This is a genomic window from Alkalibacillus aidingensis (assembly GCF_014595945.1).
Lineage (GTDB): Bacteria > Bacillota > Bacilli > Bacillales > Alkalibacillaceae > Alkalibacillus > Alkalibacillus aidingensis.
Genome location: NZ_JABXWU010000004.1, coordinates 63,043 through 87,724, shown reverse-complemented (window position 1 = coordinate 87,724; position 24,682 = coordinate 63,043). Strand labels below are relative to the sequence as shown.

The 24,682-nt window shown below is 38.4% G+C and carries 22 protein-coding genes, 2 pseudogenes and 2 riboswitches; of the genes and pseudogenes, 3 read left to right on the top strand and 21 right to left on the bottom strand.

Going from position 1 to position 24,682, the window contains the following annotated elements:
* The first annotated feature begins 180 nt into the window (after nucleotides 1-180).
* Entirely contained in the window at nucleotides 181-3,420 is a 3,240-nt protein-coding gene (locus tag HWQ49_RS08710) for a DEAD/DEAH box helicase (RefSeq protein ID WP_188207225.1), read from the top strand.
* Between the two features lie 38 nt (nucleotides 3,421-3,458).
* On the opposite strand, the gene tenA is transcribed toward HWQ49_RS08710, so the two are convergent.
* The 16 genes and pseudogenes from tenA to HWQ49_RS08630 form a co-directional block, all read right to left on the bottom strand.
* Entirely contained in the window at nucleotides 3,459-4,124 is a 666-nt protein-coding gene (gene tenA, locus HWQ49_RS08705) for a thiaminase II (RefSeq protein ID WP_188207224.1), read from the bottom strand.
* Nucleotides 4,125-4,225: 101 nt separating this feature from the next.
* Nucleotides 4,226-4,349, bottom strand: a riboswitch (TPP riboswitch).
* Between the two features lie 159 nt (nucleotides 4,350-4,508).
* A pseudogene (locus HWQ49_RS08700) lies at nucleotides 4,509-4,964 on the bottom strand (rhodanese-like domain-containing protein); the annotation flags it as partial.
* Nucleotides 4,965-4,999: 35 nt separating this feature from the next.
* Nucleotides 5,000-5,449, bottom strand: a complete 450-nt coding sequence (locus tag HWQ49_RS08695; protein WP_188207223.1) for a coiled-coil domain-containing protein — start codon at nucleotides 5,447-5,449, stop codon at nucleotides 5,000-5,002.
* 288 nt (nucleotides 5,450-5,737) lie between these two features.
* Nucleotides 5,738-7,204 (bottom strand): protein adenylyltransferase SelO, encoded by a 1,467-nt coding sequence (locus tag HWQ49_RS08690; protein WP_188207222.1) that lies wholly within the window; start codon nucleotides 7,202-7,204, stop codon nucleotides 5,738-5,740.
* An 86-nt stretch (nucleotides 7,205-7,290) separates the two neighbouring features.
* Nucleotides 7,291-7,443 (bottom strand): DUF1871 family protein, encoded by a 153-nt coding sequence (locus HWQ49_RS08685; RefSeq protein WP_188207221.1) that lies wholly within the window; start codon nucleotides 7,441-7,443, stop codon nucleotides 7,291-7,293.
* A 284-nt stretch (nucleotides 7,444-7,727) separates the two neighbouring features.
* Nucleotides 7,728-8,180 (bottom strand): 8-oxo-dGTP diphosphatase, encoded by a 453-nt coding sequence (locus HWQ49_RS08680; protein WP_188207220.1) that lies wholly within the window; start codon nucleotides 8,178-8,180, stop codon nucleotides 7,728-7,730.
* Between the two features lie 59 nt (nucleotides 8,181-8,239).
* Complete coding sequence (locus HWQ49_RS08675; RefSeq protein ID WP_188207219.1) at nucleotides 8,240-8,410, bottom strand: hypothetical protein; 171 nt, start codon at nucleotides 8,408-8,410, stop codon at nucleotides 8,240-8,242.
* Nucleotides 8,411-8,657: 247 nt separating this feature from the next.
* Entirely contained in the window at nucleotides 8,658-9,164 is a 507-nt protein-coding gene (locus HWQ49_RS08670; RefSeq protein ID WP_188207218.1) for a hemerythrin domain-containing protein, read from the bottom strand.
* 268 nt (nucleotides 9,165-9,432) lie between these two features.
* A complete protein-coding gene (locus HWQ49_RS08665; RefSeq protein ID WP_188207217.1) occupies nucleotides 9,433-10,956 on the bottom strand; it encodes an NCS2 family permease in 1,524 nt (507 codons plus the stop codon).
* Nucleotides 10,953-11,552: a xanthine phosphoribosyltransferase gene (locus tag HWQ49_RS08660; RefSeq protein WP_188207216.1), complete on the bottom strand. Its 600-nt coding sequence runs from the start codon at nucleotides 11,550-11,552 to the stop codon at nucleotides 10,953-10,955. The genes HWQ49_RS08665 and HWQ49_RS08660 overlap by 4 nt, the downstream gene beginning before the upstream one ends.
* A gap of 160 nt (nucleotides 11,553-11,712) precedes the next feature.
* Nucleotides 11,713-11,814, bottom strand: a riboswitch (purine riboswitch).
* A 115-nt stretch (nucleotides 11,815-11,929) separates the two neighbouring features.
* Nucleotides 11,930-12,898, bottom strand: coding sequence for a tRNA dihydrouridine synthase (locus tag HWQ49_RS08655; protein WP_188207332.1), 969 nt, complete (start codon nucleotides 12,896-12,898; stop codon nucleotides 11,930-11,932).
* 234 nt (nucleotides 12,899-13,132) lie between these two features.
* Nucleotides 13,133-13,354, bottom strand: a complete 222-nt coding sequence (locus HWQ49_RS08650; protein ID WP_188207215.1) for a helix-hairpin-helix domain-containing protein — start codon at nucleotides 13,352-13,354, stop codon at nucleotides 13,133-13,135.
* Nucleotides 13,355-13,398: 44 nt separating this feature from the next.
* Nucleotides 13,399-13,647 (bottom strand): annotated as a pseudogene (locus HWQ49_RS08645) (isochorismatase family protein); the annotation flags it as partial.
* A gap of 60 nt (nucleotides 13,648-13,707) precedes the next feature.
* Complete coding sequence (locus tag HWQ49_RS08640) at nucleotides 13,708-14,961, bottom strand: aminopeptidase (protein WP_188207214.1); 1,254 nt, start codon at nucleotides 14,959-14,961, stop codon at nucleotides 13,708-13,710.
* A 157-nt stretch (nucleotides 14,962-15,118) separates the two neighbouring features.
* On the bottom strand, nucleotides 15,119-15,307 hold the full coding sequence (locus HWQ49_RS08635; protein WP_188207213.1) for a hypothetical protein: 189 nt from the start codon (nucleotides 15,305-15,307) through the stop codon (nucleotides 15,119-15,121).
* 132 nt (nucleotides 15,308-15,439) lie between these two features.
* Nucleotides 15,440-15,937, bottom strand: coding sequence for a HEPN domain-containing protein (locus tag HWQ49_RS08630; protein WP_188207212.1), 498 nt, complete (start codon nucleotides 15,935-15,937; stop codon nucleotides 15,440-15,442).
* Between the two features lie 616 nt (nucleotides 15,938-16,553).
* Between HWQ49_RS08630 and HWQ49_RS08625 the strand changes: the two genes are divergently transcribed.
* Nucleotides 16,554-16,781, top strand: a complete 228-nt coding sequence (locus HWQ49_RS08625; RefSeq protein WP_188207211.1) for a hypothetical protein — start codon at nucleotides 16,554-16,556, stop codon at nucleotides 16,779-16,781.
* 398 nt (nucleotides 16,782-17,179) lie between these two features.
* Here the strand turns inward: HWQ49_RS08625 and rlmD (HWQ49_RS08620) are convergent, their stop codons facing one another.
* Nucleotides 17,180-18,670 carry a 23S rRNA (uracil(1939)-C(5))-methyltransferase RlmD gene (rlmD, locus tag HWQ49_RS08620; RefSeq protein WP_188207210.1) on the bottom strand — a complete coding sequence of 497 codons (1,491 nt, stop codon included), beginning with the start codon at nucleotides 18,668-18,670 and terminating at the stop codon, nucleotides 17,180-17,182.
* A 171-nt stretch (nucleotides 18,671-18,841) separates the two neighbouring features.
* Here rlmD (HWQ49_RS08620) and HWQ49_RS08615 point away from each other — a divergent pair, with 171 nt between their 5' ends.
* Nucleotides 18,842-20,914, top strand: coding sequence for a S9 family peptidase (locus HWQ49_RS08615; protein ID WP_188207209.1), 2,073 nt, complete (start codon nucleotides 18,842-18,844; stop codon nucleotides 20,912-20,914).
* Nucleotides 20,915-21,058: 144 nt separating this feature from the next.
* Here the strand turns inward: HWQ49_RS08615 and HWQ49_RS08610 are convergent, their stop codons facing one another.
* The 4 genes from HWQ49_RS08610 to HWQ49_RS08595 form a co-directional block, all read right to left on the bottom strand.
* Nucleotides 21,059-21,805: an SDR family NAD(P)-dependent oxidoreductase gene (locus HWQ49_RS08610; protein WP_188207208.1), complete on the bottom strand. Its 747-nt coding sequence runs from the start codon at nucleotides 21,803-21,805 to the stop codon at nucleotides 21,059-21,061.
* Between the two features lie 63 nt (nucleotides 21,806-21,868).
* Nucleotides 21,869-23,242, bottom strand: a complete 1,374-nt coding sequence (gene rlmD / locus HWQ49_RS08605; protein WP_188207207.1) for a 23S rRNA (uracil(1939)-C(5))-methyltransferase RlmD — start codon at nucleotides 23,240-23,242, stop codon at nucleotides 21,869-21,871.
* 95 nt (nucleotides 23,243-23,337) lie between these two features.
* Complete coding sequence (locus tag HWQ49_RS08600) at nucleotides 23,338-24,234, bottom strand: diacylglycerol kinase (protein ID WP_188207206.1); 897 nt, start codon at nucleotides 24,232-24,234, stop codon at nucleotides 23,338-23,340.
* 60 nt (nucleotides 24,235-24,294) lie between these two features.
* Nucleotides 24,295-24,663, bottom strand: a complete 369-nt coding sequence (locus HWQ49_RS08595; RefSeq protein ID WP_188207205.1) for a VOC family protein — start codon at nucleotides 24,661-24,663, stop codon at nucleotides 24,295-24,297.
* Nucleotides 24,664-24,682 lie beyond the last annotated feature (19 nt).

The following is a 24,682-nucleotide window of genomic DNA, read 5'->3' as shown; positions in this document are numbered from 1 at the left end:
TGGTTGATTGTGAAGGTTAAATATATCCTGTTAATTATTCTATTAAATACTTCAATGTTTAATGAATAACTCAAAATGAATTAATCTATTGTTAATTCAAACTGAATGTTTCATAGTTAATTAGTCAACACTTTTGATGTTATGATGTTATTAGAATTAAAAATTAAGGAATGAACTGTTATGCTAACTAAGCAAACTATTAAGGAATTATTTTCAAATACCGTCTACCTTCGGGGCCTGCGTTACTATAATCTAGGTAAAGTTAAAGACTTAACCTACAATCACGATGAAGACTGTTGGTATGCCCACGTGATTGGTAGTGAATTTTACAGTGTTCGCGTTGAAATAGAGGGGAAATTTTTATCCTATAAATGCTCTTGTCCTGCCCACTCAAAATATGATCAGTGCAAGCACTCTGTAGCTGTTTTACTATCTATTATCAACCAAGGTCAACGACAAGATCAAACACGTCCTAATAGAAAAGAAACCTTTAGTGACAAGCTCGATGAATTTTTGAATCAACAATCAATCAACCCTAGACGAGACTATTCAGCTGAGCTGATTGATTTATTTTCAAATCAACCTGTCTCTGATAGTCAGAGTATGAATACAGGATTTGAAAAAGAAACTTTACAAACGGAATTTACTTTAAAGCCGTATAAACAATTAGTTGAAGGGAACCTGCTTTCTCTAGAAATGAAAGTAGGTGTTGGGAGAACTTATGTTGTTAAGAGTTTGAAGAAGTTTTTAGAAAGTATTGAACAAAAAAGTGAACACTTCTTTACGCCTAACTTTTCATATGACCCAGAACAACATGACTTCACCAAGGACGATCAACAGATTATCGACTTATTACTAGACATCTACCGAAACGATGTCTTCTACGACAACCGTTGGCAAACCCCTCCGAATGCAAAGGGGATGACGATTCCACCATTAGTGGTTAATCATTTGTTATCACGTCTAGCTCAACACGAACAAGGTATTACGCTTGATAATAATCAAATGACCTTTAGTGAAATCATTTGGCACGAAGAGGAAACACCACTTGAGTTCTCTTTAAGTAAATTAAACCAAGGCTATGAACTGACCATAGAGGGATTCCAGCACTTTAATTACTTTAAAAATTACGGGATCGTACAACATGAAAATCATTTTAATAAACTTACCGACACACAAAAATATGTAATTGAGAATTTAAACAACTTACTAGGTCGATCCGAGGAGTCAACCATTCCGATCAAATCAGACCAAATGGAATCTTTCCTTTCACACGTAGTACCAAATCTTAAGGAAGTTGGGGAGATATCCATGTCTGAACAAGTAGCTGAAGACATAATAAACCCAGCGCTTCAAGCAACGATGCACCTAGATCGAGAAGATGAACGACTCATCGCCAATATACGCTATGCTTATAACGAGATAGTGATAGATCCAATGAAACCCGAACCTGCCACCTCAAATACTAACGGAATTCTTGTTCGCGATGTCGACAAAGAGAGACACATCATGAAAGCAATAGAACATGCCTTATTTAAATTTAATGGAGATGATCTTTATTTGGATGATGAAGAGGACATATTCCTTTTTCTCTATGAATTAGTTCCACAACTTGAGGAGCATATGGACATTTATTTAACCCAACCAGTCAAAAATTTACTAGTAGATGATTTAGACTATCCGACTGTTCAAGTCGACCTTGATTCAAGTGAGGACTTTTTGGAAGTCAATTTTGATCTAGGGGATGTAGATCAAAACGAAGTTAGTCAGATCATTCAGTCCGTTATGGAAAAGAAACGATATTATCGCCTACCTAACGGTGCTTTTATCCCACTTCAAGATGAATCCTTAACTCAAATGTCGAATTTATTAGAGGAAATGCGATTAGACCCAGAGGAAATAAGTGAAGGTACTGTGCATTTACCTGCTTATCGAGGTCTACAACTTGAAGAGACTGTATCACACGGGTTAAAAGCAAAGTATAATGAAGCATTCAGACAGCTTATACAGGATATTAAAAACCCGAAAGCTTTTGAAACTCCACTACCTGAGGAATTAAATGCAGAGCTCCGAGAGTATCAAAATGTCGGCTACCAATGGATGAAGTCATTGAGCCATTATCGTTTTGGAGGAATATTAGCAGATGATATGGGTCTAGGTAAAACCTTACAGACTATTACATTCTTACTCTCTGAACGCGAGCGAAATCAAGAACCAGCATTAGTCGTATCACCCGCTTCATTAATCTATAACTGGCAAGCTGAATTTGAGAAATTCGCTCCGACGATGAATGTGAAAGTTATTAGTGGAACTATAGCTGAACGTGAAGAATTATTTGAAAACATAGATGATGCTGATGTCGTCGTGACCTCATATCCATTAATCAGACAAGATGTCGAAAAGTATCGTACCCTAACATTCTCAACACTAATCTTAGACGAAGCACAAGCCATCAAAAATAGTGCAACCAAACAAGCTCAAGCGATCCGGGCCATTCGTGCACGTAAACGGTTTGCTTTAAGTGGAACCCCAATCGAAAATTCACTCGATGAATTGTGGTCGATTTTTGATGTGATTTTACCTGGATTTTTCCCAAGTAAAAAGGAGTTTCGCAACCTACCAGAGAGCCAAATCTCTAAAATGAGTCGACCGTTTATTTTGCGACGCGTGAAACAAGATGTACTAACTGAGCTACCTGACAAAATCGAATCCGTTCAGCATTCTGAGTTAACGACAGAACAAAAACAGCTTTACTTAGGCTATCTGGAAAAAATTCAAGGTGAAGCTGCAAACGCCATTTCAACCGAAGGCTTTCAAAGAAGCAGAATGAAGATTTTGGCTGGTTTAACACGACTACGTCAACTTTGTTGTCATCCTTCTTTATTTATAGAAGATTACCAAGGAGAATCAGGTAAGTTAAACCAACTACTAGATATGGTAGAAACAGCAAGGGAAAATGGCCACCGAATCCTAATCTTCTCTCAATTCGCAGAGATGCTTAAGATTATTCGTGAGCGTCTAACAGCTACTGGGAAAGAAGTTTTTTACCTCGATGGCCAAACACCTTCAAAGGACCGAGTTGCGATGGTTGAGCGCTTTAATCAAGGTGAGAAAGACCTCTTTTTAATCTCATTAAAAGCCGGTGGAACCGGCCTCAATTTAACAGGAGCAGACACCGTTATTTTATATGACTTATGGTGGAATCCAGCCGTTGAAGAACAAGCTGCTGGACGCGCTCACAGAATGGGACAGAAGAAAGTTGTTCAAGTCCATCGTCTGATTACAAAAGGGACCATCGAAGAAAAGATACACTCGCTACAACAACGGAAAAGAGAACTAATTGAAAATGTTATTCAACCTGGTGAAACGACCTTCCAGAGCTTAAATGAAGATGACATCCGAGAATTGTTGAATGTTTAGTTTAGTTGGGGACCCTAGTAGAAGAGGGTCCCCATTTATTAAGAAAGGGGCCATTCCTCTAATTTATAGGCCATTTCCCAAAAAGAATATTCATATTGACAACTAATAGTAAACAACTCTTTCATATGATCAAGATCTTTTGTTGTCACTGTTTCAGCCATCGTATCTAGTCGATTAATTTGTTCATCAACTAACGTTTTAAACCACTCCCCTCCGTAAGCCCCGATCCATTTTTCATATATAGGCTCATTAGGTGAATAAGATTGAAGTCTCTCACCAATTTCGTAGTAAATCCAATAACAAGGTAGTATCGCAGCTATAATATCTCCTAAATGTCCCTGATAAGCTGCACGATACAGGTGTGAAGTATAAGCATAAGCAGTAGGTGACGGTTTGAAATTCGCCTGTTCTTCACTAGTAATACCTAAACGTTCTGAAAAGTCCCTATGTAGTGCTGATTCTGCTTCATAAGTTCCTTGTGCATGCGCCGCCATTTTACTTGTTGTTAGAAAATCATTAGCCTTTGCAGCACCTAGTGACTGAACTTTTGCAAAGTGGGACAAATAATAAGCGTCTTGTTTCACATAATAACGAAAACACTCGAATGGTAATGAACCATCCGCTATCCCCTTTACAAACGGGTGGTTGAAGCTCGCTTCCCAAATGTAATCAGTTTCTTCTCTCAACACCTTAGAAAATGTCATAAAAAATCCTCCTCATAATATTTGTAGACATAAAAAAACCACTTTCTTACCCTAATAAGAAAGTGGTTGCTCATAAAACAATAGTAGACCATGTGTATACTACATTCGCAACTCCACTTCCCTACGCTGGTATCAACCAGATCAGGTTCCAAGGGTCATCGTCTCAACCTTTTAACACTGTCTCTTATCTATGTGAAAGTGTGAAAGGTCCCCCTAGTGGAAGATCATACTGATTTAATTATATATAAAGATAACATGAATATAACACCATGTATATTTAAAACAAAATTAATTATGAACTAGTTGAACAGCTGAAGCCGTTCCATATAAGTCGATTTACATTAAGAAAAGGAAAATTCCCTAAAGAGGGTTTCCTCAGTTCTACTATACCAAGGTCGCTAGCTCGTCATCTTCTGATCCAAACACAGCTGAATAGGTTTTCCAACCACCGTCTAGGTTTTTCACTCTATATCCATGAGCAGTGAGAATGCGAGTTGCCAAATAACCACGTAACCCGACTTGGCATGTGATGTAAATGCTTTGATCATTTTGGATCTCATCTAAACGATCACGAATTTCTCCTAATGGAATATTAATCGATCCTTTGATAAACCCTGCTTCTCTTTCACTTGGTTCACGTACATCGATTAACATCCCACCATCTTCTATCAGTTGGTCAATTTCATCCCATTGAACGGTCTCAATACCTTCATCAATCATGTTAGAAGTCACATAACCTACCATATTAACGGGGTCTTTGGCTGAAGAGAATGGTGGGGCATAGGAAAGCTCTAATTCAGTTAAATCGTTTACGGTCAGATTGCTTTTAATAGCCGTTGCAAATCGCTCTTCATAATCTTTTCTAATAGTGAAAGCTATAACTTTTTAATATTCTCAAGTTCACGTTCATTTTTCACACACTTCTCCCAGATAAAATCTAGATCCGCTTTTTGTGATGAAAAATGGTCTAAAACCTCATCGTGTCGCTTTTCACTCTCCATTTTGAACTCATACATTTGTCCTTTAAATTCATACAAATCTTTTTTCATCTCATTCAATTCTGACTTGAAGGCTTGTTGCTCTCTCTTCATCTCATTTAATTCTGATCTAAACGCTTGTTGCTCTTTCTTCATCTCATTTAATTCTGACCTAAACGCCTGTTGTTCCTTCTTCATTTCCTTCTGTTCTTTCTTCACTTCATTTAGTTCTGCTCTAATCTCTTGGTTGTCCTTCTTAAGAGATTGAATGTCTTCTGTGTTTTGAGCGACCATATTAATTATTTGGGAGAGCATATTTTCAATCCGGTCTAGCCTTTCTTCAACCATGTGGCTCACATCCTATATTAAATTTTCAAGAACTTATGGATTAAAAATTATTGAAGTCATTAATATGTAGTAGTTTATAAGATTGGTAGTTATTTTGAATAGCTGTTCATTTGGGTAGGTATTCGGAGTTAAAAGTAAGAAGTATAATTAAATATATTATATAGTAGTATGCTTAATTTTATCAAGCTTCACAGCTCTAATTTCGACAAAGTTATAACCAACGACTGAGTTAGAAAAAGGCAGCCTTTATAGCTAAAGACTGCCTAAAAGTTTTAAATTTGTTTCAGATTATGTCCCACAATATGTCCGGTATGGTCGATCTGAATCTGGAGGTGGTGAGGTGTATTCAGTCTGTTCGATTGAATGATCATAAGGGCTTGAAAGGACAGCAAGTAACCGGTCCATCACACTATAATCACCATTTTCTTCAGCTGCTTCTAAGGCTTCCTCCACCTTATGATTACGAGGAATCACAGCTGGGTTATTTTGACGCATGAGCTCTTTTGATTCAGCGTCCGACTGTTCCTGGCGATCTAGCCGTGTTTGCCATTTCTCATGCCATTGTTCAAATTCTCTCGTATCGCAAACATTTATTCCTTCAAACTGACCATAAGTTAAGGCACGGAATGTATTCGTAAAATCAGCTTCATGCTTATACATAAGCTTTAAAAGCTCTTCAAATAACTTTTCATCATCGTCTTCCTCATTAAAAATCCCAAGCTTAGCTCGCATACCTCTTAACCAGTATTCGTGATACCAGTCTTTAAACTTAGTTAGCGAGTTTTGAGCAATTTCCACAGCTTGATCGTCATCATCATGAAGAAGCTGTAATAAGGATTCAGCAAATCGCGCTAGACCCCACATCGCCATTTTCGGTTGGTTGCCATAAGCATATCGACCCTCTCGATCAATCGAACTAAACACCGTTGCCGGGTCATAACTATTCATAAATGCACAAGGGCCGAAATCAATCGACTCACCACTAATCGTTATATTATCCGTATTCATCACACCATGAATAAAGCCGACAAGCTGCCATTTAGAAATCAAGAAAGCCTGATTTTTTATAACCACTTCTAATAAAGATAGATAAGGATCATCCGCGTCTTTCAAACCTGGATAATGCCTTTCGATTGTATAATCCGCAAAGGTGCGTAAGTCATCTTTTGCCCCTTGATTCGCTACATATTGAAAAGTCCCAACACGTATGTGGCTTGATGAAACACGTGTCAAGATTGCTCCTGGCTTTTCCGTTTCCCGAATCACTGGCTCCCCTGTTGTTACGACAGCTAGACTTCGGTTTGATGGGATTCCTAGCGCGTGCATCGCTTCACTAATAATATACTCTCGTAACATTGGCCCTAATACCGCACGGCCATCACCACCACGAGAATATGGTGTTCTACCCGAACCTTTAAGCTGAATATCAAAGCGATCGCCATGCGGAGTTATTTGTTCACCAAGAAGCACAGCTCGCCCGTCACCTAACATCGTAAAATGACCAAACTGGTGGCCAGCATAAGCCTGAGCAATAGGTTTTGAACCTTCAGGGAGCTGATTACCTGCAAAAACGGAAACACCTTCATCACTTCTCAATGACTCAGAATCCAATCCAAGTGAATTCGCTAAAGACTCATTTAAAATGACCAAACTTGGTGATTTTACAGGTGTTGGCTCTTGCTCACTAAACAACATCTCAGGAAGATGTGTATAACTATTGTCAAAATTCCAACCTACGTTATTTTCGTCTACCATGATATCCCTTCTTCTTTAAAAGCTTCGTTCTTACTTATCTTCATACAAACATAAGACTAACTTTAGTGTCTACTCAAAAGAGCTGATTATTCTTTCAAACCATGGTGCTTTAATTCATTCCAAATACGAGTTGCAACTTTGGTACACTCTTCCAAGTGATGATCCTCATCAAAAAAATAATCAAATACTTTTTTGATCACTGCAGAAAGATGCTGTCTATTCTCGACTATGATATTCAACTAACACCCTATTCCTATGTTTTATTCGCCAACTTACCTGCTACCACTTACAGTTATCTATATTTCTTGGGAAATTATGCTAAAATAATTGAGTGAGGAATGCACTCATCCTCTACTGTTTTGCTTCTAATTAAGGGAAGTAGCCCCTGAGATATAAGCAGTGAAAACAACCAAAATGAAATATTGGTTCCTATAAAGAAAAAGTAGGCTCACTAATCAAACACCAATAAAATGAAGCCCTATAACAAAACTGGACTTCCTTTTTAGGTTATGGATCACTACCATTATAATAACTTCACATTCCACCCACCATCATGGCGGTCATAATAGAATTCACTTAGTTCCTCTGATTCAAAGATTTCGTACATTTGCTGAAAATCAGGCGCTAATTGATAGTCTTTTAAGTCACCTTTTTTAATCCAAAAAACCTCACCTTCATCTGAAGCTTTCAACTCCCCATCAAATTGATCCGTTTTATAAAACAAGACGATATAACGCTCATCATGATTCGTCTGAAATTGCTTCGTTCCACATAAAGTTGGCTGAGAAATGGTTAACCCAGTCTCCTCGTAAACTTCTCGGATCACCGAATCAGCAAATGCTTCTCCTTTTTCAATATGCCCACCTGGAAACGTAATCCCTGGCCAGTTCGGGTTAACACGATTTTGCACAAGAATATAATCCCCATCATAGACCATACACATATTCGTTAAAATGGCTTTCTCACTCTTGCCCATATGTACCACACTTTCTTCCTAAAAAATATATTCTTACCTGATGACATCAGGAGATCAATTTAATGTTCCTCTTCTGTAAGCTTTTCGTGAATCAAAAGTAGAAACGTAGCTATAGGTCCAAGGAATAATGATATAAAAAACCAATTAAGCCCTGATCGATTTTTACCTTGAGCTAACCCTGCATTAATCAGGGCAAGAGTTCCCCATCCTACATAAAATTGATTTTCCATCACCATCTCCCTTTCTGGTCTAAACCCATCCACTCTTCTCTAAATGTGATAAAATTCCTATAATTCATTTTATCATATTTCTTAGGTTACTCTTGCTCATTACTTAAAGTTCAAAATATGCACCCCCTTTTCTATCGGGGGTAGTTCTATGATAATATATATCGGAACAAAGACGGACATGCGTTCTTATTTTTATTTTATAAAAACTTTAAACAATTCATATATCGAACAAATAGTTAGGCACCTTCTATATTTGAAGCAATTTTTCAAGTCTCCCCTTTTCTGCATTAGACAAGATTCTCTCAGCCATTGGAAACAAGATATTTTCTTCCTTTGCGAAGTGTTGTGTTAAAGTAGCGTATGCTTGAGAAGCAGACACGGTCATAAACTGGGCATCCTCTTCACCAATTGCACCTTCTATCTGGTGAGCTTCTGCTAGAAAATGTTGGAGATGCTGCTCTGCCTTGTGATGTTCATATTCCATTTCTTCTATGGTTCGATCATTCTCTCCAAGATGCATAGTCATCATTGGAAACAAAGCCTCTTCCTCTCTTTTAGAGTGGGCATCTAACACTTCAGTAAAAACCACTATCTTCTCGTGTAACTCCTTGAATAATTCGACGACTTCAGATCCTGAACTGAATTCAATGTCCTCAATCATTTCATAAAATTGATCCATTTCTTTTCTTAACCATACATGCTCATTTTTTAGCTGTTGTAGTGGTGTACTTAATTGGTCGTCATTCATTTTCATGATTCTCCACCTCATCTTTTTTTAATGATAACGAATCCTCGTCTAATTCATCTACCCCAAGCATAATTTATAACCACGAACAAATTTGTGATTAGCCTCACATGAGGATTCGTTAAATAGAAACTGCGAAACAATTGAAAACAACTTTACACCTTTAAAATCCTATAAAAGAACCACTCACCCTAAGGTAAGTGGTTCTTTGGTAATATTAGTGCTTGATTTGTTCCTCTTATAAAAAATAATGTCTCGAATGTCAACTCAGTTTTTCTTAAGAAGCAACTCTCCCCTTAATGGCTTGATTCTCCGTTTCTTCCACTGTACTATTTACTTCTTGATAGGCACAATAAACTAAGAAGACAGCAACTAATAAGTATGCCACCGAGTACTCAGGAGCTGCATTAATGGCCATTTCTGGTGCATGCATAAACCCAGCAAAAGATAATACAGCAGCGACTAATGAGAAAATGCTCGCCTTAACAAATTGTCTATCTATCACAAATACCGTCACCGCACCTAAAATGATGGCAGTAAACATAGCTCCTTGACCAAGTGGAACGATTCCTTCTGATATTCCCGTAACGACCGCGCTTGCTTCTGAGTCAAAGCGGGTCATGACATAGTTTGCAAAGTACGGAAGCATAGCAATTGCAACAGCTGGGTAATATTTTGTTTCATTTGATTGAAAAGCAGACCCAACGACTGAAATTCCTACAAACACAAGAATTGGCGCAACTGCCGCAATCGGAATCACAGCTGACAGTCCAGCAATGACCCCTGTCATCGCGGCAAGCCCAAACACCACTGCATTTAAAATACTATAACCACGTCCAGCTCCCATCGCTTTAGATCCAACAGTCGCTGTATAGACAGTGGTAGGGAATAATCCACCAAATACCGCGCCAAGCATAGTACCAGTACCATCTACAGCCTGACACTCACGTACATCATAGGAATCACCAGCAGCAGCCATCGCATCAACATTGTTCATTGTTTCAATTGAATTGTATAACGTAATAGGCAAAATAACTGCCAATAATCCGACTAATGCGGTAAATAAATAACCCATTCCCTCAAAAGCAGCTAAACTAGGTAAGATCGGATAAAAACCAACATTGGCAAGGCCTTCAGAAATTTGATCGGTCGTTTGATAGCCTAATGCAAAAGCTAATACCGTTCCAATGACAATCGCAAATAAGGAGGCAGGAATTTTAAACGGCATCGCCACCTTCCCAACTACACCAACTATGATCATTACAAGGGTAACTAAACCGACAACAGGAATTGAAAAAACGTTAAATAACATTTCACCCGCAATAAAGGTAAGTGCGACACCTGCGAGAGCTCCAAGCATGGCCGCTCTAGGGATCTGGTTGCGTAGCCAATTTCCTGTGATACTTACTAATGCTTCAATCAATCCACTTAAAAAAGCGGCAGCTACAGCAATTTTCCATGCAAGCTCAGGATCATTTGTTAAAGCATATGCAGGTGCTAAGACTCCAAATAAAAACACAAACATGACAGGTGTACTAATCCCATAAGACAGGGCAGTGACATCGGTTCTACCTTCTTTTTTAGCAAGACGGTTTGCCATATAGGCATAGTATAAGTTACCAGCCATGACAGCTACAGCAGCTCCAGGAATGACTTTTCCAAATACAATACTAGTAGGAAAACCCATGCCAAGCATCGTAACTGCGATAATCACAAAGTTTGCTAAGTTATTCTGAAACAATGCAAAGAAAGCATCTGTATCTTCTTTTTTATACCAAGGGTAGTTAACTGTTTGATTCATTGTTGAACCTCCTTTACGTTCCACTCATTTAAGAATGTCACTTTTGAGTCTCGTAATGATTGAATACGTGCTAATGATTCGACTCTATATCCAGCGTTTTCAATTTTTGCACGTCCATCTTGAAATGACTTTTCAATCACAATCCCAATTCCAGCAACGGCTGCACCAGCCTGTTTGACAATATCAATCAACCCTAATACCGCATTTCCATGAGCCAAGAAATCATCAATAATTAACACACAATCATCTGGTGATAAGAAGTTTTTTGAGACGGTAATTTGATTCGTTTCTTGCTTAGTATAAGAATGAACACTGCTTGTATAGATATCATGGGTCATTGTTAGTGATTTTTTCTTCCGAGCAAAGATCAGTGGAACATCCAATTGATTAGCTGCCATAAAACTCGGCGCAATTCCAGAAGATTCAATCGTTAACACCTTGGTAATCTTACAATCTTGAAATCTACTAACGAACTCCTTACCTATATTCATCATCAAGTTCGTATCGATTTGATGATTTAAAAATCGATCAACCTTCAATACACCTTCTGATAAAACAAATCCTTTCTCTTGAATAGCCTTCTGTAACTCTTCCATTATGTTGCCTCCCTTAGCTTGATTCTTATAGAACACAAAAAAGCCGAACGCCAAGAATCACTTTTGACTATAAGTGATTCCTAACATTCGACTTTATTTTTACTTAAAAATAAATACGAAAATACTAAAGAATACAAGCAAATCTTTTACTTGTTATTCTTTATCAAGGAAAGTCACTTGTAGTCAAGTCATTTACGGTAACTTGGTAGAAACTTGTGGGCCATATTCCCACGATTATACAAGCAAATCTATTAAATTGTTCGTTTATAAATGTGATTATATATTAAACAACCACAAAATGAAACCCTTTTTTACATAAAAACGAATGTATTTTAAAAATATGCTCCTTTAGTTCGTATTTATCATTTCCGCCCCATTCAATCAAGATTCTTTGACTCAAAAGCATCGAGCAATGCACGTGCTTCATCTGTTGACTTTGTGTTCATCAGTTGATTTCTTAATCCACTCGCTCCTCGAAATCCTTTGACATAAATCTTAAAAAAGCGATGCAGAGCCTTGTACGAACGTAGCCCTAAATCTGAATATTGATCGTGAAGGTCCAGATGTAGCCTTAAGAGATCAAGCAATTCCTTACTGCTATGATCTTTCGGCTCTTTTTCAAAGGCAAATGGATTATTAAATATACCACGCCCAATCATCACGCCATCAACCCCGTGTTGACGAACGAGTTCCAAGCCAGTTTGACGGTCAGGAATATCCCCGTTAATCGTCAGAAGTGTATCTGGTGCCACCTGGTCACGAAGTTCCTTAATCTCTGGAATCAGCTCCCAATGAGCATCGACTTTACTCATTTCCTCTCTAGTACGCAGATGAATAGAAAGATTAACAATATCTTGCTTCAATATGTGTGTCAGCCAGTCACGCCATTCATCTACATCCTTGTAACCAAGTCTAGTCTTGACACTTACGGGCAATCCCCCAGCTTTTGCAGCTTGAATTAACTCTGCAGCAACTTCCGGACGACGGATAAGGCCACACCCCTTACCGTTATCTACCACATTAGGTACAGGACAGCCCATATTAATATCGATCCCCCGAAAGCCAAGCTCAGCCATACCAATACTCATTTGACGAAAGTGTTCAGGCTTATCCCCCCATATATGGGCGACAATTGGCTGTTCATCCTCAGTAAAAGCCAAACGCCCCCGCACACTATCGATCCCCTCAGGGTGACAATAACTATCCGAATTTGTGAACTCTGTAAAAAACACATCAGGTCTAGCTGCTTCACTCACTACATGGCGAAAAACGATATCGGTGACCTCTTCCATAGGTGCCAATATAAAAAAAGGTCGTGGAAGTTCGCGCCAAAAATTATCTATCATATCAACATACAAATCCTTTCATCATGGGTTACTAAGTTAATTCCTTACTCAAGATTAAAAACAGACACCTGTTTTTAATCTTGAGTAAGGAACAATAATCGATTTTTTTATTGTACCACAATAGGAATGTATTATTGTATAAAACCAGTATTGATAAGGCTTATAGCGATAATTGTTCCGTTCCTCCACGGATAAAAAACATTTTTTATATATATTCGTTTAAAAATATCGCAATCATATTTTCACTAAAAAATTCATACCAAGCCTTCCTTGGTCTAACTTTTGTTCTAATTCAGCAAAGAGTTTGGCACCATCATGATCCTTAATTTTCGATAATGAGAAAATGCTCAATTCAAAAACCAGTTTTTCAGCCAATTTATAACCAATCGAAGGGACACTCTGAAAATCTGCTAATCCCTTTAAAACATTAGCTCTTTCAAGCGTAACGTCTAACATCTCTGCTATATGTTCTCTCTCAAATGTATGTAACTCCCTAATTTTTACTTTAGCTTTTCTAAGTTTTGCTTTTTCCTGTTTAAATCGTAGTCCTCAACATACTCTTCAAAATCTAACACTTCAATTACATTAGACCAATGCAAAACTGTCCTTGCAAAATCTTTTATATCTAACCCCTTCATCTCATATGTTTCATCCGTATTTACAGTTCCTGTTGCATCTTCAATAAAGGTAACCTTAAAACCTCTGTCAAATGCTGATATTGCAGTGAACATACAACAAAATTCCGTATAACTAGCACTAAGTATAATCCACCATAAATCAGTTTTCTCTGTATATCAGTTGTAGACGATTTAGAATTGAAAATCCCCATCCTTCATTAGTAAGACTTCAGTTCCACCTTCTTTAATGCCCACTACTTTCATATCTTCGGTACCAAAGGTCACATTGACTAACAAAAGTGAAGTATTCAGACCCGCTGCTTTCAACTCTTCCTCAGATTGGTCAATGCCATTTTGAATATTGGAGGGAGATGCATTTCCGATTCCAATATGACAGGACGTATTTTCATCAAACAAGGTATTGTAAAAAAGAGTATCTGCCTGGGCAAGAGGAGATTTATTAGAGACCAAGGCAATTTCGCCTAAATAATGTGAACCTTCGTCTGTTTCGATCAGATTTTGTAACACTTCTTGTCCCTTTGCGGCATAATAGTTGGTGATCCGTCCATCTTGAAAAATTAGATAAAAGTCATCGATGACACTTCCGCCATAGATAAGCGGTTTCGTACCTACCAATTTGCCATTCACCTTATTTTTGTGAGGAGCAGTAAATATTTCTTCCGTAGGAATGTTCGGAAAGAAAGGTATTCCATTTTTATCTATCACACCCCCACCGATATAGAGATGATTTTTAGGCAGACCAACTAATAAATCAGTTCCACGGCTATTTGTAAAATGCAGGGATTCAAATTGGCTCTCGTTTAGGATTTTTTTTCGAGACTCGAAGGCTCTATTGTGACTCTCCCAATCTTTTATAGGATTTTTCCCATCTGCTCGAGATCCTTTTAAAATTAATTTCCATAATGATTGTAAAGCTTCTTCTTTACTTAGGTTGGGAAATACTTTAGTTGCCCATCCAACGTATGGGACAGCTAGAAGACACCAGCGTACCTCGTGGGATCTAATTTTCGCATAATAATCCCTCAATTTGGTACGAGAAGCTTTTTGGAAACGATTTATCCTTTCAGTAGAAACCTCTTTAAAGACATCTAAGTTTTCAGAAATAATATGGATGTAAGCAGCACCTGCATCATCCCACTCCTTAAAACGGGCAGCCAGCCAATCAGGAAAGTGATCGATGGCACGATCTGCTGCATTTAAGTAAAATTCTTTGGTAGACTGTTCATCTGTCCAATCTATAAATACATTTGAAGCTCCTGCCTCGTAGGCTACCGTTTGAATTAGACGTGCAAACGTAGCATTTTGTATATCACTATGAATAATCAATAATTGATTTTTTTGCAGATTTACACCAGCTCGTACGGCGAGTTCTGCATACCTTTTTAACTGTGCTTCACTTATAAATTCATATATTCCTTTATTCATTTAATATCTCCCCTGTGGTTGTTCTTGTATAATTTTACTACAGAACCCTCACCTACTTAAACTAACCTGCCCTTTTAACAACATAGGAGCTGCCGCATCGACAACTCCTTGTTCAACTTTTGCCCCCGTTAGTGCAACAAAACACTGGAGTCAGCGGCTACTGAATTCGCTTTTTTAGGTCTTCGATTTCCTGTTTTAATTCATTGTTTTGCCTTATAATTTCATCAAATTTTTTATCATTCTTCACATTAAAATTGAACCAAACATCTTGAAAAATCCAATAAAGAAAAAGTAGTGCAATAAGTGTTGGCAATGAATAAAGAATGATATTTAATAATGTCGACATTTCTCTTCCCCCTTAACTCATGCTTTCAATTGTTCAACTCTACTGCCCGTTAGTTCAAGAGCGTTTGACCTTCTTAAACAATCGCATCCGATTATTGAATAGCTCATTGATTACAATAAGTATAAATAAAAATCATTCACCCTTTTTATTAATATGAATTAAGCTATGTAGCGTAAATAATAACTCCATCAAAAACTGAAAATTATATGCCATATTCCCTCGCTCGTACATGTAACGGAAAATCATATATGCTTGACCAATATCGTCAAGTTCTAATTCAAATTTATCAATTGAAGTATTTCCACAAGGGTGTTCTTTCTTTAACTCTGTTTGTATTTTCTCAGGTAATTTCTTAAATAATTTATAAAGGTTATGTTCTTTTCTGCAATCAATTCCTTGAATTAAAAGAAGATATTTTAAATATAGTTCACATGCAAATGAAACATTTGTTAAAAAAGCGTTCCTATAATTATTGTGAATCATATCCTTACATCTTAACGATACTTCAAAATACGCATTCGCTTCGTTGAGACATTTTTCTGATCTTAAATAATCTTCATCTGATTTCAAATCTGTCGTAGGATTTTTATCCATTTTTAAGTATGATTTTGAACGATTTTCATTTCCCAAAAAAATTCACTCCAATAAAATTTATAATATTTATGTTTCCAAATGAAAATAAATATTTTATAAATTGAAATAAGCAAAAAAGACTAAAACCATCCGTATTCCTTTTTTACAAACTTTTCAACTAACCTGCTTCGTTAGTTGAATAACTAATATTGTTATATATTGTAATTTTAACACCTCACCCTTCCATTTGTTAGAAAATATTTAATTTTATTTACACTTCAGGAAAACCTGTTTCTAACAAATAAAGGAGGAATTCTATGTTATTACCTGAAGCTGTTACTTCTTATGAAACCGATAAAAGGGTTGGTTGAAGGTTTTTCTTCACAAACATTAAATGCTTATAAACTACAAGCAAATTTGTTAATCAAATATGTAGGTGATATAGAAGTTAAGACACTCGAGAAATTAAGGCTATGCTTATCTCATTCGAGTAACAATTTAAGATCCTCAAGTTGTAAATATTACAATAGTTTTCACTGTTATCGTAGTGATTGTTGTTAACATCAGAAAATGTAAATGACTAATTATTTTTAATAAATATCGGATTTTTCTGATATAATGTTTATAAGTAGCTTGATATTCGTCCAATATTTTCAATAGAAAGGGTGAAAATATGAGTAAAATAAAATTTTCACTGTCCATGATTTTGGGTATAGTTGGTGGCTTTCTCATTGTTGGAGTTTTAGGATGGTTAGGTTTAGATATTTCATTAGCCAATATGTGGAATAAAGTGTTTGGTGAACCTAGTGGGGTTTCGATAACGATTGTATCTATAATTACCATAGCTGTTTCTTTCTTTATAATCCGTGGGCTTTATAAGAAATCTGTGAAATCTCAATAAAACTTGTATGTCATATAGAGCTACTGCATTTTATTGGAGAACTCGGTTCGCTTGGACACAATCAACTGCACGGTATAGTGGGAGTGACGAAACTAAGAAGTAGGACGAAACTAAAATAAAGACACGACTTGCTCAACCCAATTCTTCAGTTCGTTAGTTTCACCTAAATAATTTGGATCATCTTTTCCCCTAAACGTTTTCCCCTTCAATCTCGATCATTTAACAAAACTTTATTAATGGCGAAAATAAAGTCTTGAGAAAAATAAAGGAGAACCCCTGATAAATAAGGATTCCCCATTCTTTTCATACGTTATTCCAAACACGATTCAAAGCTTTATTTTGCCGAAAGTGGCGTTTTTCACAAAAGTTTATTCAAATGGTAAGCGTTGATGATGTGGTTACACTTTCCTCACCAATTTAGCGACTGATTCCACATGACTGGTCTGCGGAAACATATCCACTGGTTGGATTTCTTCAACACCGTACCCGTTTTTCACCATATACTTCAAATCACGCGCCTGTGTTTCTGGGTTACAAGAAACATAAACAACTCGCTTCGGCTTTAATTTAACCACGCTAGACAAGAAGGCTTCGTCACTTCCGCTTCTTGGTGGGTCCATAAACACAACATCAACTTTTTCGCCGTGTTCTGCCATTTGCACCATGAACTCTCCGGCATCACCTTGATAGAACCGGGCATTTTTAACACCGTTACGCTTAGAATTTCGAATGGCGTCACGGACCGCGCCTTTATTGAGTTCCACGCCAATAACCTTGCCAGCTTTTTGACTTGCAACCAAACCAATTGTCCCTATTCCGCAGTAAGCGTCTATGACGGTTTCCTCACCAGTTAGCTCGGCCATTTCAATCGCCTTTGTATATAGCTTTTCTGTCTGAACAGGATTAATCTGATAGAAGGAACTTGCAGAGATTTCGAATTCCAAACCACAAAGGGTGTCGGTAATAGTTCCCTTGCCGAATAGCACTTTTTCCTGATCACCAAGTACCATGCTGTCATTTCTGTTATTGATGTTCAGCACTATGGTTGTAATTTCTGGATGGGTCTTCCTCAGGGCTTTAATAAAATTATTCTTCCCTTTAAAAATAGGTGTGGCTGCTACTAGCACAACCATGATTTCGCCGCTCTTTTTTCCGACTCTTACTAAAACATGCCGTAAAAAGCCCTGTCCAGTATCTTCATCGTATGGCTGCATTTTAAAGGATTTCATCATGCCTTTGATCGTTTGAATAATTTCATCTGCTTTCGGGTCATGAATAATCGATTTCTCCATTGGGATAATCCAATGAGAGTTCTCAGCGTAAAGTCCACTAATAATCTCTTTCTTTCTGTTTAAACCGAATGTCATCACATTTTTGTTACGGTAACCATATGGATGGTCCATGGTCATGATCGGCTTCGGTTTTCCGAAAGGCTTCATTAAATCATCTACGACTTTCTGTTTAAACCGCTTTTGCGCCTGGTCATTCATGTGATGAATCTGACATCCCACACCTGCATTAGGATGCTGTTTCAGGCGATTGATTCGATCTTCGGATGGCTTAAGCACCCGTTTCAACTCCGCAGTGATCAAGCGTCCTTTTTTAGTCACCATCACTTCTGCAGTTTCGCCTGGTAACAGATACGCTACCTCAAGTTGTTTTCCATCCCATTCAATGATGCCTTTACCTTCACTTGTCAGGCCAGAGCAGGTCACCTCTATGGTTGCCCTTTTCTTGCCACGCTGATTTCTACCGGTTGCATCAGGCTTACCTTTGGATTTTATGTTTTTTCGATTTCCTTGTGGTGGGGATTGTTTGTTATTCTGTTTTCCAGATTGATATGGTTTCTTTGCGGATTTTTTATATCCACTGTTTTTTCTTTTTGCCATAAGACACGACCTTACTTTTCTTATACTTTGACATTCCATTATAAACTACCCAAAGCTGGCAGTAAAATGTATTAATGCTAAATAACTTCTACTTCATTGTTAATTGGAACAAATAGAGGAATTCACTGACACAAACACGAATTTAAAACATAGAAAGAAAGGAGAATTTATATGAAACCACCTGTAGCAAAACGCATTCCTCATCCTCATCAACTTCATGGCGATGTACGCGAAGATGATTACTATTGGCTGAGGGACCGTGACAATCCAGAGGTCATCGATTATTTAGAGGAAGAGAATAAATATTATGATGAAATCATGCGTCCATTGGAGGATCAAACCGAACAGATTTATCAAAGCATGGTCGACCGTGTACCCGATTCCGAAGTGAGAGTACCGGTGCAGTATGGACCATTCTTCTACTATTCACGCATGGATAAAGACAAGCAATATCCAGTCTATGTACGTAAGCTTGCTGCAAGTCGTGAGCTGCTTTCAGAAACCACAGAGGAAGTGATACTCGACCTAAATGAGTTAGCCGTAGATGATGACTATTTAAGTGTGACGTTACAGCGTATGAGTGCTGATCATAACCTTCTTGCTTATTTAGAAAATCGTGACGGTACTGATCGGTATACGATCTATATAAAAAACCTAGAAACTGGCGAGCTTCTTCCCGATCAAATTCCGAATGTATTTTTAGTTGGCAGTGTAGAATGGAGCCGTTGTGGTGAGTATATTTTTTACGTGACTGTTGATGAACAACAACGCCCATACCAGTTATGGCGGCATCGTTTGGGAAGTGATGTGAGTGATGATGAATTACTCTATGAGGAAAAAGACACGACATTTACACTTTTTATGTCTAAATCCCAAAGTGGTAGGTTTATTATTATTGAATCTAGTTCAAAAACGACGAGTGAAATCCGCTTAATTGATGCAGATTCACCGTTATCCCCTGTACAGTTGGTAGATGAACGGCGAGATGGCATAGAATATGATGTCGAGCATTGGGGTGATGACCTGCTCATCTTAACAAATGAAGAGGCGATGAATTTCCAGCTGCTCAGATGCCCTATCGATGACCTTGATTCACGAGAAAAAGTAATTGAATATAACGAAAATCGCTACCTTCAAGCTATGTGCCCATTTCAAAATACGTTACTTCTAGTTGGTCGGGAGAATGGGCTGACACAAATCTGGGTTCTAAAAGATGATGGGCTAGAAAAAATTGAATGGGATGAACCCCTCTATACGGTCACAGTCATTCCTAGACAGAGCTATCATGCAGAGGAAGTATTAGTTCAATTTGAATCTCACCTTACTCCACAAACCACTTACGGGCTGAATTTGTTGACGGGTGAGAAGCACTGTTTACACGTTGAACCGGTTAACGGAGAGTATGATTCGTCCAGCTACCGACAAGAGCAATTGTGGGCTGTAGCCGATGATGGTGTCAAAGTACCAATGACCGTTGTCTATCGTGAAGGTGCGTTGACATCTGGGCCTGCTCCATTGATTCTAGATGGATATGGATCGTATGGAGCTAATAGCGATCCGCATTTTAGCCCGTATCGCCTGCCACTCTTGGACAAAGGCATTGTATTTGTTACAGCACAAATACGTGGTGGATCAGAAATGGGACGACATTGGTATGAAGATGGAAAGATGCAGCATAAACGAAATACGTTCACTGATTTTATAGCAGCAGCGAAATATCTTATTGATCATGTCTACACAACTCCGAGTCAAATGGCCGCCCGTGGAGCCAGTGCTGGAGGCATGCTCGTGGGTGCAGTAGCTAATATGGGTGGCGAGCTATTTCAGGTCATTGTTCCTGAGGTGCCGTTCGTTGATGTTGTTACGACGATGCTCGATGACACAATCCCACTGACTACCCTGGAATGGGATGAATGGGGCGATCCACGAAAGCGAGAGGACTATTTTTATATGAAGTCTTATAGTCCTTATGATAATGTCGAAGCAAAAGACTACCCACATATGTATATCACGACTGGTCTAAACGATCCACGAGTTGCTTATTGGGAACCAGCCAAGTGGGTTGCGCGTCTAAGAGCTATGAAAACCGATGACCATACCCTTGTTCTCAAAACAAACATGGGGGCCGGCCATTTCGGTGCATCGGGTCGTTTCAATCACTTAAAAGAAGCTGCCGAATGCTATGCCTTCATTCTGGATAGACTTGGTATCACAACTGATCAAACAATTTCAACCCCCCGTTAAAACGGGGGGTTATATATTGATTTAATAAATTCCTTTTTTAAAACTCCCATAATGATTACGTCTTACCCTTTATGCTTTTAGAGCGTTAATCCTTCTTGGGTTAACGCTCCCTTTAACATAAAATCCACCTACTAAGAGTTAAATTTACTCATCTGAAGTGCCTAGCGTCATTCCACCGTCAACAACAATTTCTGTCCCCGTACAATAAGAGCTTTCATCAGAGGCAAGGAATGCAACAGCCCGAGCAATTTCAACTGGTTGTCCAATACGTCCTAGTGGTACTGATTCGTAATAAGTAGGTACATCCTTTCCTTGTGTTGCCATTTCTGTTTCGACTCCACCCGGATGGACCATATTTACTCGAATACCTTTTGGTCCTAATTCAATAGCTGCTGCTTTCGACATAGCAACCACAGATGCCTTTGTCGCAGCATAAACAGAGGATTGGCTAATTGGAGCAAATGCTGAAATCGACACATTGTTTATAATGGAGCCTTTTTGCTGCTTTTCCATTTGTGGAATAACGGCTTGCATCCCCATAAAAACACCAAGTTGATTAACATTAATCAACTGTTGATAATCATCTATGGTTGTCCCTGTAAATGGTTTACGTTTCAGAGCTCCAGCATTATTCACTAACACATCCAGCTTCCCGAATTTGTTTATAATCTTATCAACCGCTGATTTCCATTCTAATTCTTTTGTCACATCTAACTGAACTGCAATGGCGTGGTCTTCTCCGATCATCCTAGCAACAACTTTAGCCTCATCATAGTTTCTAGCACCAACCCCGACCATAGCCCCCATCGTGGCAAGGTGTTGAGCAATAGCTTTTCCCTGTCCTCGATTAGCCCCGGTGACAAGAATGACATGGTTATTCAAACCCGACATATCCTCACTCCTTTTTTATTCATCATAAAGGCACTGTTTATATCGTACTTTGACGTACAAAGGTTACACCCTCACTATTTTCGCTACGCTTTCAATATGGTTACTTTGTGGAAACATATCAACAGGCTGAATCTCTTGTGTCTCAAAGCCACCTTCAGCTAATATTTTTAAATCACGAGCTAATGTTGATGGGTTACATGAAACATAAACGATTCGATCTGGTTGCATGTCGATCATCGCTTGAAGTAACTCTTCATCGCAACCTTTTCTTGGTGGATCAACGACAATAACGTCTGGGTTAAGTCCTTGGGCTTTCCACCAGGGCATGACTTTTTCTGCTTCCCCAACGTAAAATTCTGCATTCTCTATAAGATTTCTTTTAGCGTTATCTTTCGCATCGTCGACTGCTTGTGGAACAACTTCGACTCCATATACTTTTTTAGCGTGTTGGGCTAAGAATAAGGAGATGCTTCCAATGCCGCAGTAGGCATCTATTACTGTTTCATTACCAGAGAGGTTTGCGTATTTTAGAGCTTGGTCATATAGCTTTTCTGTCTGTTCCGGATTAACTTGATAAAAGGAATGGGCAGAAATCGCAAATTCTAAGTCATGAATTTGATCAATAATTACATCCTCGCCCCAAATGGTATTGGACTCTCTTCCCATAATGACGTTCGTCCGTTTCGGATTGATGTTATGAATAATGCCTTTAATATTTGAATCTAACACCGTTATTTTTTCTATTAGTTTTTTCTTATGTGGTAAGTCTTTTGTGTTAGTGACGATGACGACCATGATTTCGTTCGTGTGATAGCCTGTCCGTAAAACGAGGTGACGGATCACACCACGATGCTGATCTTCATCATAGGGTTCAATGCCTAATTCCTCAATAATTCCTCGCATTTCTCTAACGATGTGGTCATTGGATTCACTTTGAACAGGGCATGTGTCCATATCGATGATGTTATGGCTTCGTTTTTGATAAAAGCCTGTTAAAACACGACCATCACGTTTGCCAACTGGAATCTGCACCTTATTCCGATAGCTCCATGGTTCTTCCATGCCGATAGTGGGATGTACTGGGACATCTGGCATTTGCGCAATCTTTCTCATGACGTCTTGAACCTGTTTTTGCTTCATCGTAAGTTGGCGTTCATAAGTCATGTGTTGGATTTGACAACCACCACATTGATAAAACACTTCACATGGGGGCTCGATGCGATCTTCGCTTTCTTCAATTAGCTCAATCAAACGCCCAAAAGCTAAGTTTTTTTTCACTTTTATTATTTTAACTTTTGCTTTTTCACCAGGTAATCCGTAGGGTACGAAAACTGGGTAACCACCGATTTTTCCAACGCCATCACCTTCATGGGTCAAATCACTAAACGTTAACTCGATATATTCATTTTTCTTAACTGGTGCGTTAGTTTTTGCCATTGTTCATCCGTCCTTATGTTAGTCTTTTAACATTATAAGCGAATTGGTGATAATTTATAAAGTGAAAGCCGTGTCAATTAGAAAAGAGGACCGAATTAACGATCCTCTTCTTCAGGTAGGAAAAATTCAATATGTTGATATAGGTTTTCGAACGTTCCAGGTAATTTACCACCGTATTCACCGTCTAAATTCAATAAAACTTCATCTTCAGACTCAACCGTGATCTTCTTAGCATGTGCATAAATAATATTGTCATCGTGGATGTGATTTCCCTTTAGAGCTTTGTTAGCGAGCATGACAAATTCCGCAATATTAGTCGATTTTAAGATCAATAAATCAAAATAGCCGTCATCGATTTCAGCATTAGGTGCCAATTTTTCAAATCCACCGATTGAATTGGTATTAGCGACTAAGAAAAGCATAATATCATCATCTAATACTTTTCCATCATACTCAATTCGCATGTGTGTCGGTCGAATGGACGGTAACATTTCAATTCCTTTTAAATAGTACGCAAGCTGTCCGAGAACCGTTTTGAGTTTACTAGGTACATCGTAGGTCAACTCGGTCAATTTTCCTCCACCAGCAATGTTCATAAAATGGTGGTTATTCACCTTACCAATATCCAGTTTTTTCGAATAACCATTAATGATAATATCCATAGCTTGATCAACATCGCGCGGCACACGAATTGCCCTTGCGAAGTCATTGGTTGTCCCCATTGGAATGATTCCAAGCTTTGGTCGATAAGCTTTCTCTGCCATCCCGTTAATCACTTCATTAACAGTTCCATCCCCACCTGCAGCAATAATAATATCGTGCTCACGCTCACATGCTAGTGTGGCAGCATCGGTCGCACAACCTTCACCCGTCGTTGCGTGTGCTGAGGCTTCATAACCCACTTCTTCTAACCGTTTAAGGACATCTGGGAGCACTTTTCTCATGGCTTCACGGCCGGAAGTAGGATTATATATGACACGTGCTCTTTTCATTTTCTCACCTTCGTTCGTAATCCTAATAAGTCAACCAACTCTTTCCCACGGTCAAATAACTTATAACCATTCTAAAATCTCTAACCGATTTCCAAAAGGATCTGTTGTGTAAATTCGTTTGGCACCAGGAAGTTTATCATCGTGCTGATAGGAAACGTGGTGCTGATCTAGTTGTGTCATTAAAGCTTCTAGATCTGTCACTTCGAATGCAGGATGAGCTTTTTTAGCAGGTGAAAAAGGCTCTTCGACACCAATATGCAGTTGGCTATCGCCAAACTCAAACCACACACCACCACGCTTCTTTAACTCATCTGGCTTTTCGATTTCAATAAACCCAAGAACATCACTAAAAAATTGTCTCGCTTCATCTTCTGTATCTCTTGGTGCGGCTAGTTGAACGTGATCGAGACGTTTAATCGCAAACGACATCACTTCATCCCCTCTCACC

Coding starts and splice junctions, on each gene's coding strand:
- HWQ49_RS08595 (WP_188207205.1), bottom strand. CDS start 24,663: ATGTCGTTTGCGATTAAACGTCTCGATCACGTTCAACTAGCCGCACCA.
- rlmD (WP_188207207.1), bottom strand. CDS start 23,242: ATGGCAAAAACTAACGCACCAGTTAAGAAAAATGAATATATCGAGTTA.
- HWQ49_RS08655 (WP_188207332.1), bottom strand. CDS start 12,898: ATGATAGATAATTTTTGGCGCGAACTTCCACGACCTTTTTTTATATTG.
- HWQ49_RS08675 (WP_188207219.1), bottom strand. CDS start 8,410: ATGGAAAATCAATTTTATGTAGGATGGGGAACTCTTGCCCTGATTAAT.
- rlmD (WP_188207210.1), bottom strand. CDS start 18,670: ATGGCAAAAAGAAAAAACAGTGGATATAAAAAATCCGCAAAGAAACCA.
- HWQ49_RS08665 (WP_188207217.1), bottom strand. CDS start 10,956: ATGAATCAAACAGTTAACTACCCTTGGTATAAAAAAGAAGATACAGAT.
- HWQ49_RS08690 (WP_188207222.1), bottom strand. CDS start 7,204: ATGGTAGACGAAAATAACGTAGGTTGGAATTTTGACAATAGTTATACA.
- HWQ49_RS08660 (WP_188207216.1), bottom strand. CDS start 11,552: ATGGAAGAGTTACAGAAGGCTATTCAAGAGAAAGGATTTGTTTTATCA.
- HWQ49_RS08680 (WP_188207220.1), bottom strand. CDS start 8,180: ATGGGCAAGAGTGAGAAAGCCATTTTAACGAATATGTGTATGGTCTAT.
- HWQ49_RS08710 (WP_188207225.1), top strand. CDS start 181: ATGCTAACTAAGCAAACTATTAAGGAATTATTTTCAAATACCGTCTAC.
- HWQ49_RS08625 (WP_188207211.1), top strand. CDS start 16,554: ATGAGTAAAATAAAATTTTCACTGTCCATGATTTTGGGTATAGTTGGT.
- HWQ49_RS08635 (WP_188207213.1), bottom strand. CDS start 15,307: ATGTCGACATTATTAAATATCATTCTTTATTCATTGCCAACACTTATT.
- HWQ49_RS08640 (WP_188207214.1), bottom strand. CDS start 14,961: ATGAATAAAGGAATATATGAATTTATAAGTGAAGCACAGTTAAAAAGG.
- HWQ49_RS08610 (WP_188207208.1), bottom strand. CDS start 21,805: ATGTCGGGTTTGAATAACCATGTCATTCTTGTCACCGGGGCTAATCGA.
- HWQ49_RS08650 (WP_188207215.1), bottom strand. CDS start 13,354: ATGTTAGACGTTACGCTTGAAAGAGCTAATGTTTTAAAGGGATTAGCA.
- tenA (WP_188207224.1), bottom strand. CDS start 4,124: ATGACATTTTCTAAGGTGTTGAGAGAAGAAACTGATTACATTTGGGAA.
- HWQ49_RS08670 (WP_188207218.1), bottom strand. CDS start 9,164: ATGAAAATGAATGACGACCAATTAAGTACACCACTACAACAGCTAAAA.
- HWQ49_RS08695 (WP_188207223.1), bottom strand. CDS start 5,449: ATGGTTGAAGAAAGGCTAGACCGGATTGAAAATATGCTCTCCCAAATA.
- HWQ49_RS08615 (WP_188207209.1), top strand. CDS start 18,842: ATGAAACCACCTGTAGCAAAACGCATTCCTCATCCTCATCAACTTCAT.
- HWQ49_RS08600 (WP_188207206.1), bottom strand. CDS start 24,234: ATGAAAAGAGCACGTGTCATATATAATCCTACTTCCGGCCGTGAAGCC.